General features: G+C 61.4%; 9 protein-coding genes. 6 read left to right on the top strand and 3 right to left on the bottom strand.

Annotation, left to right across the window (positions count from 1 at the left end; all coding sequences use genetic code 11):
* Positions 1-135: 135 nt before the first annotated feature.
* Together VEJ16_09955 and VEJ16_09950 are read left to right on the top strand one after the other, a co-directional pair.
* On the top strand, positions 136-333 hold the full coding sequence (locus VEJ16_09955) for a hypothetical protein (protein HYB09983.1): 198 nt from the start codon (positions 136-138) through the stop codon (positions 331-333).
* A 69-nt stretch (positions 334-402) separates the two neighbouring features.
* On the top strand, positions 403-657 hold the full coding sequence (locus VEJ16_09950; GenBank protein ID HYB09982.1) for a hypothetical protein: 255 nt from the start codon (positions 403-405) through the stop codon (positions 655-657).
* Between the two features lie 699 nt (positions 658-1,356).
* On the opposite strand, the gene VEJ16_09945 is transcribed toward VEJ16_09950, so the two are convergent.
* From VEJ16_09945 to VEJ16_09935, 3 genes are all read right to left on the bottom strand, one after another.
* Positions 1,357-1,503 carry a hypothetical protein gene (locus VEJ16_09945; GenBank protein ID HYB09981.1) on the bottom strand — a complete coding sequence of 49 codons (147 nt, stop codon included), beginning with the start codon at positions 1,501-1,503 and terminating at the stop codon, positions 1,357-1,359.
* Between the two features lie 83 nt (positions 1,504-1,586).
* Positions 1,587-2,132: a thermonuclease family protein gene (locus tag VEJ16_09940; GenBank protein HYB09980.1), complete on the bottom strand. Its 546-nt coding sequence runs from the start codon at positions 2,130-2,132 to the stop codon at positions 1,587-1,589.
* 40 nt (positions 2,133-2,172) lie between these two features.
* Positions 2,173-2,487, bottom strand: coding sequence for an NIPSNAP family protein (locus tag VEJ16_09935; protein ID HYB09979.1), 315 nt, complete (start codon positions 2,485-2,487; stop codon positions 2,173-2,175).
* A gap of 241 nt (positions 2,488-2,728) precedes the next feature.
* Here VEJ16_09935 and VEJ16_09930 point away from each other — a divergent pair, with 241 nt between their 5' ends.
* The 4 genes from VEJ16_09930 to VEJ16_09915 all read left to right on the top strand — a co-directional run.
* Positions 2,729-4,252 (top strand): NAD(P)H-hydrate dehydratase, encoded by a 1,524-nt coding sequence (locus VEJ16_09930; protein HYB09978.1) that lies wholly within the window; start codon positions 2,729-2,731, stop codon positions 4,250-4,252.
* On the top strand, positions 4,249-5,673 hold the full coding sequence (locus VEJ16_09925) for a malonyl-CoA decarboxylase (GenBank protein HYB09977.1): 1,425 nt from the start codon (positions 4,249-4,251) through the stop codon (positions 5,671-5,673). The genes VEJ16_09930 and VEJ16_09925 overlap by 4 nt, the downstream gene beginning before the upstream one ends.
* Positions 5,674-5,891: 218 nt before the next feature.
* Positions 5,892-6,122 carry a hypothetical protein gene (locus VEJ16_09920; protein HYB09976.1) on the top strand — a complete coding sequence of 77 codons (231 nt, stop codon included), beginning with the start codon at positions 5,892-5,894 and terminating at the stop codon, positions 6,120-6,122.
* 261 nt (positions 6,123-6,383) lie between these two features.
* On the top strand, positions 6,384-7,725 hold a 1,342-nt coding region (locus tag VEJ16_09915), incomplete at its 3' end, for a 1-deoxy-D-xylulose-5-phosphate synthase N-terminal domain-containing protein (GenBank protein ID HYB09975.1).

The raw sequence follows: 7,725 nt of genomic DNA, 5'->3' as shown, positions 1-7,725 counted from the left end.
AGCTATACTCAAATATATAGGGCGATTTCTTGGTGCTCGTGACGCGCGGCAAATTGCGCGAAGCTTAGTGGAATCGAGACGTCTCTCGCCGATTTCGCTGTTTTCAACCGCTTTGCAGGCAACGGAGACGGAAGCATGGTGACACTCCAAGAACTTGCGGCCGACTGGGTACAGGCGCGCGCCGCACTCAAGCGCCAAATCAAGGCGCTCGAGGCCGATCCGGTCCTTCCGCATGCGGGACTGTCCGAGGAAGCCCGAAAAGCCATTGTCGCGAGGCTGAAACGCGCGATCGGGGAGTATGACGCCCTGTTGAAGGAATACCCGAATGCCTGAATGCGAGGTCGCGGCCGGGTTCGTCGGCGTTCGGGGGCCGCCTCGGAGCATTTGACGCAGGAGGTTCGCATGGGCGGACGCTTCAGCACCCGTGTCGCACTCACGATCGCGGCGTCATCGATTGCCGCATGTGCTCCGCAAACGCCCGCCGATGAGGCCTATTGGAACGGTTGCCGCGCAGGCCAGGCCGACACCGGCGGCACCGTCAGCACCTATGCAGCGAAAGACGACCCTCGCTACTCAAAAGACGCCAGCTATCGCCAAGCATGGGACAACGGTTACGCAATCTGCTTTAACGAGAAATACCTTTATGGGGGTCGGTGACAGCGGAGGCGGGAAACCGTCCTGTGCCGGCCCATTTTTGCGCTGAGATGGCCCTGAACGCGGTCGTTTCTTCATAGTCTCTTGACGTGTGATCCATATCATACCTGGCAAGCGCGTCGTTGCTTAGATTCATCGCATAGCCCTGGCCCGCGCTGAGCGGCGCATGGGCGCGAGATTGGATCGATCGAACGAGACCTTTTTGAGGCGGCCGATGCGTCGTAAGAAGTCAGATTGGAAGAGATGGACCCGAGCTGAGCAGATCGGCGCCGTTGTTCTGGCCGCGAGCTGCATCATTTTCTACGGCTCTTCGATCGTCCGAGTGCTCGCCGGCTGAACCGAGGGTGCGGCCCGGTTAAAACAAGCCTCAATAACAATCACCATAGCGTGTTACAGTACCCACCCGGGGCGCCGCGCCCTCGGCGGGTTTTGCTGCGAGGATGGCAAGGGCAATCCCAAGCGCAGAAACCGGGCTTGAGCGTGCCGTCGGCGTCCCTCAGCGGTTGCTTGGAAAACGCTTCGGTGCGTAGATACGACATTCGTGCGGCGAATCCGATATTCGCCACACCAGCCGGCTGAATGATGAAGATGAACTCTAAGAGTGGTAGAGGGCGGTTTTGGTCGCCGGTGGTCGAAGTCTCTTTGCGTGTCCCAAATCCGGGCCTCGCCCGGCGTTGCCGCATGACGCCGCGATCGCTCGGTTTATTCGCTCAAGGCTCGCCCGCGCGCCGTAAGGCGTTCGCCGCCCTTCTTCTCACGGTTCACCTCGGCGGCGCCGCATGTGTCGCAGGATGTAGTACCGCCGGAGGTGGTGTCGACGGCGGCGGCGGCTCCGACAGCGGGCAGCATGCGCGTATCAGATTAGAATTACCCTTCTGATTTTTCGGCGGTTTCTCCCCCACCTCAGCACCTTGCCGGCACCGTGCAGCGGATTATTGGGGCACTTCCGGAATTGCGGCCCCGTGGCCGCTCGGCGGAACGCGCTCGCCGATGCGCCATGCATCGGGTGAGACGAACTTGCCTTGCCATATACCGCGCTTGGCCGTTCGCGCGGTCAACTCTGGATCCTCGTAGTAAAGCGTGCGCGCGCGGTCGGCGAGCGCCCATCCCGCTTCGGTCAAGGCACGGGCGATGTCGGTCTGGCCGATCGTGCAAATCGCCATCGTTTCGTTGAGCGCGTTCGGCCCGCGCGGCAGGCAGCTCACCTCTCCCGGTGCCACGAGTTTCATGAGTGCGTCGCGCGCTTCGATGCCGCAGGGATATTCAACCCCTTTGGCCGTTTGGCAGGTCTCGTCGGTATCCGGGGCGTCGATGCCATAGAGCTTGAAGCGCTTGCCCGCGACGTCGAGATGGTTTGCGTCGATGACCGTGGCCGTGCCGGTGGTGACCTGCAATTCCTGAGCCCAGGCCGTAATCGACGGTGCCGTGGCCGAAAAGGCGAGCGCTCCAAGCAGGACAAGTGGTGCACACCGGTTCATCGCGGCCGCAAAGCGCTCGTCGAACCGCTCAATGCGGTCGTCACTTGAGAGGCGAGAAGGATGCGGGGATGAGCAGGCGACTTTCCATGCGCTCGATAAGGGGTACGTTTTTCGGGGCATAAGCCAGCCAGGTCGGGTCCTGCCAGAGCTTTGCCCTGCGCTGCGCGCGATCGTCGAGGGATTCGTAGGCCCAGATATGGACGACCTGATTAAGCGTCCCAAACTCCGTCTGGAAGTATCCAACGAGATTGCCGAGTATCCGCTTTTGGATCTCGAGCCCTTCGGCCTCATAGGTCTTGAAATAAGGGCCGACCGCACCGGGCTTGAGGGTATAAGTGCGTTCTTCGTAAATCATTTCGATCTCCCTGCCTGATGCTTGCTCTTTAGCAGTCCCGGCGCGCGCGCGGAAGATCAAAGCCGTTTGCGGTGCCTTCGGCGTCCGAGGCTTCCGCACCTTTCTTCGCCGGTTGCGTTTCACGTGACCTCGGCCCCGCATGGCGTTGCTCGATTGGCCTCGATCCCGCAAGCGGCTAACATCGTCCAATCCTTCGGCCCAAGGCGGGAGCGGTCGGACTTACTGGAGAAGCGCCATCGATATGCGCGATGCCGATGCCGGGCGACATGCGGTGCTGACTGTCGAAGAGATGGGACGCGCCGACCGTGCTGCGATTGCGCGCGGCGTGCCGGGCGAGCGTCTCATGGCCGCAGCGGGTAAGGCGGCCGCGGACGCTGTCATCGCGCGGACGGCATCACGGCACGCTCTTGTGCTTTGCGGCCCCGGCAACAACGGGGGTGACGGTTTCGTCGTGGCAAAGTGCTTGCGGGACGCAGGGTGGCGCGTGCGCGTTGCCTTGTTGGGCGAGCCTGACAAGCTCAAGGGTGATGCCGCATTCCATGCAAGGCAGTGGGGCGGTTCGATCGAGCCGCTGAGCACCGCGAGCTTGCAAGGTGCTGACCTCTATATAGACGCACTTTTCGGCGCGGGCCTTTCGCGTCCGCTCGACGGCGTTGCGAAAGAGACCGTTGACACCCTCAATGCACAGCGCAGGCCGGTCGTGGCTATCGATGTGCCGAGCGGGCTTCACGGCGACACGGGGGCTGTGCTTGGTGCGGCGCCGAGGGCAGTTCTGACGGTGACCTTCTTTCGCAGGAAACCCGCGCATCTCCTTCTACCGGGCCGAATTTTATGCGGCGAGGTCGTCCTCGCCGACATCGGCATACCGGCCGCAGTCTTGGAGGAGATCAAGCCTGCTTGTTTCGCAAATCATCCGGCGCTATGGCTTGCCGATTATCGCTGGCCGACACTCCTCGATCACAAGTACCGGCGTGGGCACGGTCTCGTCGTCGCCGGAGGTCGAATGACGGGGGCGGCCAAGCTCGCGGCCCGAGGGGCCCTGCGGATCGGCGCGGGGCTTGTGACGGTCGCCTCGCCGCCAGAAGCGGAGCCGATCTTTCAATCGGCCATGGCTGGCCTCCTGACGGAGCCCTTCGGTGGGCTTGAGGGCTTCGCGCCAATCCTCGAGAGTCGACGAAAGAATGCATATTTGCTGGGTCCCGGAAACGGGGTGGGCGCTGACACGCGGGCGCGCGTGCTCGCGGCCCTCGCCACGAGCCGACCCTGCGTTCTGGACGCCGATGCATTGAGTTCGTTCGAGGGTATGCCCGACACACTTTTTCGCGCGATAAAGGGGCCATGCGTCATGACGCCTCATGAGGGGGAATTCGAGCGGATTTTCGATCTCGAAGGCGACAAATTGAGCCGCGCGCGCGCCGCAGCACGCGATAGTCGCGCGGTTATCGTGCTGAAGGGGGGCGATAGCGTCGTTGCAGACCCAGGCGGTGCAGCCATCATTCAGGACAACGCGCCGCCGGAGCTGGGAACCGCAGGGGCAGGGGACGTGCTCGCCGGTTTCGTTCTTGGCCTCTTGGCGCAGGGCATGCCGCCTTTCGAGGCCGCGAGTGCCGCACTATGGCTTCATGCCGAGTCTGCGGCCGTGGTTGGGCCGGGCCTGATTGCCGAAGATTTGCCCGAGGCCCTGCCGGCCGTGTTGCAGCGCCTCAAATCGACGGCGATGACGGAGCGGCCTCAAGACTTCGGCCCGACCTGGAGCGGGTCATGAAACCGACTGAGCGAACGGGCTTGCTCGACCGCACGCTGCGCAACATTCGCGGGGCGTGGAACGAAATCGCCGAAACCGCAGCCGGCGTTTTCGCCCCCGCGGCGGGTCCGAGCCTCGAGGACGATTCGGCCGAACATTTGCGCGTGCAAATGCGGGCCTGTCTTGAGAGTCGCGGGGGCGAAGTTTCGGCGCGTGCACGCGCGGCGGTACTTGGCCGCACTTACCTCTCGCTCAATAAAGATGGCAAACGCCGTTTTCTCAAAATCCTGGCGAGCGACTTTGGCGTCGACCGGCCGCTCGTGAACGAAGCCGTCGAGACCCTCCGAAAGGCCGGCTCAGACGAACCGGAACGATCCAAGGCGGAGCACCGCCTGCGCGCTGCCCTCGAACCAAGGCGGATAAAATTACTCACCCAATTCAACGCATTACCGGAGGGTGTTAAATTTCTTGTCGATCTTCGGGCGGATCTCCTGGCAATCGGTCGAAGCGACCCCGCATTGGAGGGTTTGGCGGCTGACCTCAAGGGCCTCCTGGCCGCGTGGTTCGACGTGGGTTTTCTCGATTTGCGGCGGATCGCCTGGGACTCTCCTGCGGCCCTGCTCGAGAAGCTCATCGCCTACGAAGCGGTCCACGAAATCCACGGCTGGAACGATCTGAAGAACCGCCTCGATTCGGATCGGCGCTGTTTCGCATACTTCCATCCGCGAATGCCCGACGAACCGCTCATCTTTGTTGAAGTAGCGCTGCACAACGGGCTCGCCGGCGATATCCACCGCCTGCTCGATCCGCAAGCACCCCATCAGGAGCCTCACGAAGCGGATACCGCGATATTCTATTCGATCTCGAACGCGCAGAAAGGTCTTGTGGGCATCAGCTTTGGCGGGTTCCTGATCAAACGTGTCGTCGATGTGCTCGCCGGTGAGTTCCGCAACCTCAAGGGCTTCGCCACTCTCTCACCGATTCCCGGTTTCCGCGCCTGGCTCGAGCGCGAACTCAAGGCGGAGCCGAACGATATCCTGCATCCGGCCGAACGCAAGGCGATCGCGACGCTACCGATTGGCGTTGGCGACGATTCAGCATTTGCGACGCTCCTCGGCGTGCCTGCCTGGCACGATAAACCGGCGATCGCCAAGGTGCTCGAAGCCCCGCTCACGCGGCTCTGCGCGCGCTACCTTTTCGAGGCCAAAAGGGACGGCAACCGAGCACAGGACCCGGTCGCACATTTTCATCTCTCCAATGGCGCCCGCATCGAACAGCTCGATTGGTTGGCCGATCGTTCGTCCAAGGGCATGGCGCAATCATTCGGCCTGATGGTGAACTATCGGTATCGCCAAGCCGATATCGAGGCGAACCACGAAGCCTATACGGGCGAAGGCAAAGTCGCTGCGGCCGCGCCCGTCCGTGCTTTGCTCAAAGGTTAGATATTAGATATTTATTGAGGAGCACAGTATTTCTTATAAATGATTTATAATTGATATGTAATATATAAAGTAATGACGAACTTTTCATTTGCATTCGCCCCGAGTCGTGCGATACTTCCTTACCGGCGAGAAGGTGCCAATCAAAAACTCTATCGACCAGGGGCACGATGGCAATGGGCGCACAGATTTTCGGTAGCATGTTTTCACGGAAAGCCGACTTGAACGAATTCGTCAAAGTGGGCGCAAGTTTCCGGCGCGTCATGACGGATCTGACCGTGGAAACGGCCGAGGTCCTTGATCTGTTTTCGGATGCCTATGGCATTCCCCATGTGCGATATGAGCTGTCGATCGCTCGACCGGGGCGAGCGGTCTATGTCACCGGGCCTCGGACGATCGCACTCCGGGCGTTTGGGCAGAATTTTGTTCCGCCTGAGACCGCCCGCGCCTGAGTGGCACTTGCTGGGACTGCCCGGCTGACGGAGTGATCCCCGATACCAACACGTGGTTCCGATTGAGACGGCCGGGTTGAGACGGCCAGGGGTCGCGCGCGAGAGTCGCCCGGCGTGTCCGCCAGGCACATGCCGAATTCTGAGATTGTCCACGATGCCGCGACGAGGCGGCGATGGCGTCGTGCTTCCTCGATTGCCGAGATCGCCTGTTCCCGATGCTGGACTGGTCCGGCGCAGCGCGCCATCGTATATTCGCAGGCGATGCCGGATACCTCCTCAGTCGCTCCCGCAAGTCGGCAAATCTCCGCGGAAACCCTCGCGTGCCTGGGGGAGCTCGACCGTAAAGTACTGTGGCTTTCCTCTTGGATCATCCATAACGCCAATCATTTGCGGCCGAGCCGGGACGGGCTCAAGGTGGGCGGCCACCAGGCTTCATCTTCCTCGGTCGCAACCCTCATGTCGGCGCTCTATTTTCACGCCCTCCGTCCCGAGGATCGGGTCGCCGTCAAGCCCCATGCCAGTCCGGTGTTTCACGCGATCCAGTACTTGTTGGGACGCCAGAGCCTCGAGAACCTGAAGGCGTTTCGCGCACTCGGCGGCGCCCAGTCCTACCCCTCGCGCACCAAGGACGAAGACGACGTGGATTTCTCGACCGGCTCGGTCGGCCTCGGCGTCGCCATGACGAACTTCGCCTCACTCGTGCAGGACTACGTGCAGCTCAAGAAGCTGTCGCCCGCCGACCTCAAGCCAGGACGCATGATCGCCCTCGTTGGAGACGCCGAGCTTGACGAAGGAAATATCTTCGAAGCACTGCTCGAGAGCTGGAAGCACGACATCCGAAATGTTTGGTGGGTGATCGACTACAACCGTCAGAGCCTCGATAACGTCATTGCTGACCGGCTCTATACCCGCATCGATACGTTGTTCCACGCAATGAAATGGCGGGTTGTGACGCTCAAATTCGGCAAGCGACTTGAAGCCGCCTTCGCCAAACCCGGTGGACATGCGCTCAGGGATTGGATCGACGCTTGTCCGAACTCGCTCTATTCGGCGCTTTGCTTCAAGGGTGGAAAGGGGTGGCGCGCACACCTTGAAACCGACCTCGGAAAGAATTCCGCGATCCGCGCGATCCTCGACAGCCACGACGACGAAGCTCTCCATGCCCTCATGACCAATCTCGCGGGGCACGACATGGCTTCCGTCATTGAAGCCTTCGACCACGCGGGAGCGAGCGACGAGCCGACTTGCTTCATCGCCTACACCATCAAGGGTTTCGGACTGCCGCTGGCGGGGCACAAGGACAATCATGCCGGCTTGATGAATGTCGAGCAGATGCGGCAGTTCAAGAAGCAGATGGGGATTGACGACGGTGCGGAATGGGAGCGTTTCGCCGGACTGTCCCTCCCGCGCGAGACATTGCAGCGTTTTCTCGATCGCATACCGTTCGCGACGCGCTACCCCCGTCGATACCAGGCTCGACGAATCGACGTGCCCGCCAGCCTTCCGCTCCAAATCGAACGCAGCATGTCAACCCAAGAAGCCTTCGGCAAGATCCTGAACGACATCGCCCGCAGCAACTCGCAACTTGCCGAACGGATCGTCA

The organism is Alphaproteobacteria bacterium (assembly GCA_035625915.1).
Taxonomy (GTDB): domain Bacteria; phylum Pseudomonadota; class Alphaproteobacteria; order JACZXZ01; family JACZXZ01; genus DATDHA01.
Note: the sequence above shows the minus strand (reverse complement) of the source record. Positions and strands in the feature narration are given on the sequence as shown.

What these genes read in the sequence shown, in the direction of transcription:
- VEJ16_09955 (HYB09983.1), top strand. Translation starts at nt 136, where the DNA reads ATGGTGACACTCCAAGAACTTGCGGCCGACTGGGTACAGGCGCGCGCC.
- VEJ16_09950 (HYB09982.1), top strand. Translation starts at nt 403, where the DNA reads ATGGGCGGACGCTTCAGCACCCGTGTCGCACTCACGATCGCGGCGTCA.
- VEJ16_09945 (HYB09981.1), bottom strand. Translation starts at nt 1,503, where the DNA reads ATGCTGCCCGCTGTCGGAGCCGCCGCCGCCGTCGACACCACCTCCGGC.
- VEJ16_09940 (HYB09980.1), bottom strand. Translation starts at nt 2,132, where the DNA reads ATGAACCGGTGTGCACCACTTGTCCTGCTTGGAGCGCTCGCCTTTTCG.
- VEJ16_09935 (HYB09979.1), bottom strand. Translation starts at nt 2,487, where the DNA reads ATGATTTACGAAGAACGCACTTATACCCTCAAGCCCGGTGCGGTCGGC.
- VEJ16_09930 (HYB09978.1), top strand. Translation starts at nt 2,729, where the DNA reads ATGCGCGATGCCGATGCCGGGCGACATGCGGTGCTGACTGTCGAAGAG.
- VEJ16_09925 (HYB09977.1), top strand. Translation starts at nt 4,249, where the DNA reads ATGAAACCGACTGAGCGAACGGGCTTGCTCGACCGCACGCTGCGCAAC.